Here is a 723-nt window from a genome sequence, read left to right as displayed (position 1 = left end):
GAGCTTGTTCATCCAAAAAGAAGGTGCCATCCAGACACTCCCAATCGGCAGGGGTGGCAGGTCTGTCGCCTAGGGGAACAAACGGCCCGAGAGGAGATGAGGAGACAAGAATCTGTGTTCCCCGACGCCGCACATCCGACTTGAAGGAGGCAAACAGATAGTACTTGTCCTGATAGAGGTGCACTTCCGGAGCCCAGAAATTGTGGGTTCCCCAAAATCCGGCCGGCGGGGTGAAAATTACAAAAGGTCCTTCCCAATGCACCAGATCCGTACTTCGATAGGTCTCAAAGCCTACACCCTTCGCTTTCCAGGGGTCCTTGTCGGTCGTTCCATACAGATAATAATAGTTCGACTTCCAGTCGGCGAGAATGAACGGGTCACGCATTTGAATCTCTTGTAGGTGCATTGCAAGTACTCCTTTTCCAAGCAAGTATACCTTACCTTGCTATACCTGCAAAGGGCGATTGCGTGCCCGTTCACAGAAGAAACCTACTTCTCGAATGCAATGGTGTGGGAAGCGTACACCGCATGTTTACTTCTCAAGTCATCTTTGGTGCCGCAGGCAAGAATCGTTCTGGGTTCACGATCTCCTGCATAAAAACTTTAGCGTCGTGGGAGTACCGCTCTCCTGCTGATTGTCTGGCTGGACAGGGCATCGAAGCCGATGACGATATGAGGTCCCTGCAGTTCCTGCACGACGGCATACTCCTCATTTCCAAAGAC

General features: G+C 51.6%; 1 protein-coding gene. It reads right to left on the bottom strand.

All coding sequences use genetic code 11. The features are described from left to right. On the bottom strand, positions 1-406 hold a 406-nt coding region (locus tag B3F49_RS03965), incomplete at its 3' end, for a family 43 glycosylhydrolase (RefSeq protein WP_293909117.1). Positions 407-723: the final 317 nt, after the last annotated feature.

This window comes from Sphaerochaeta sp. UBA5836 (assembly GCF_002432845.1).
GTDB lineage: Bacteria > Spirochaetota > Spirochaetia > Sphaerochaetales > Sphaerochaetaceae > Sphaerochaeta.
This window is presented reverse-complemented; position numbering and strand designations above follow the sequence as displayed.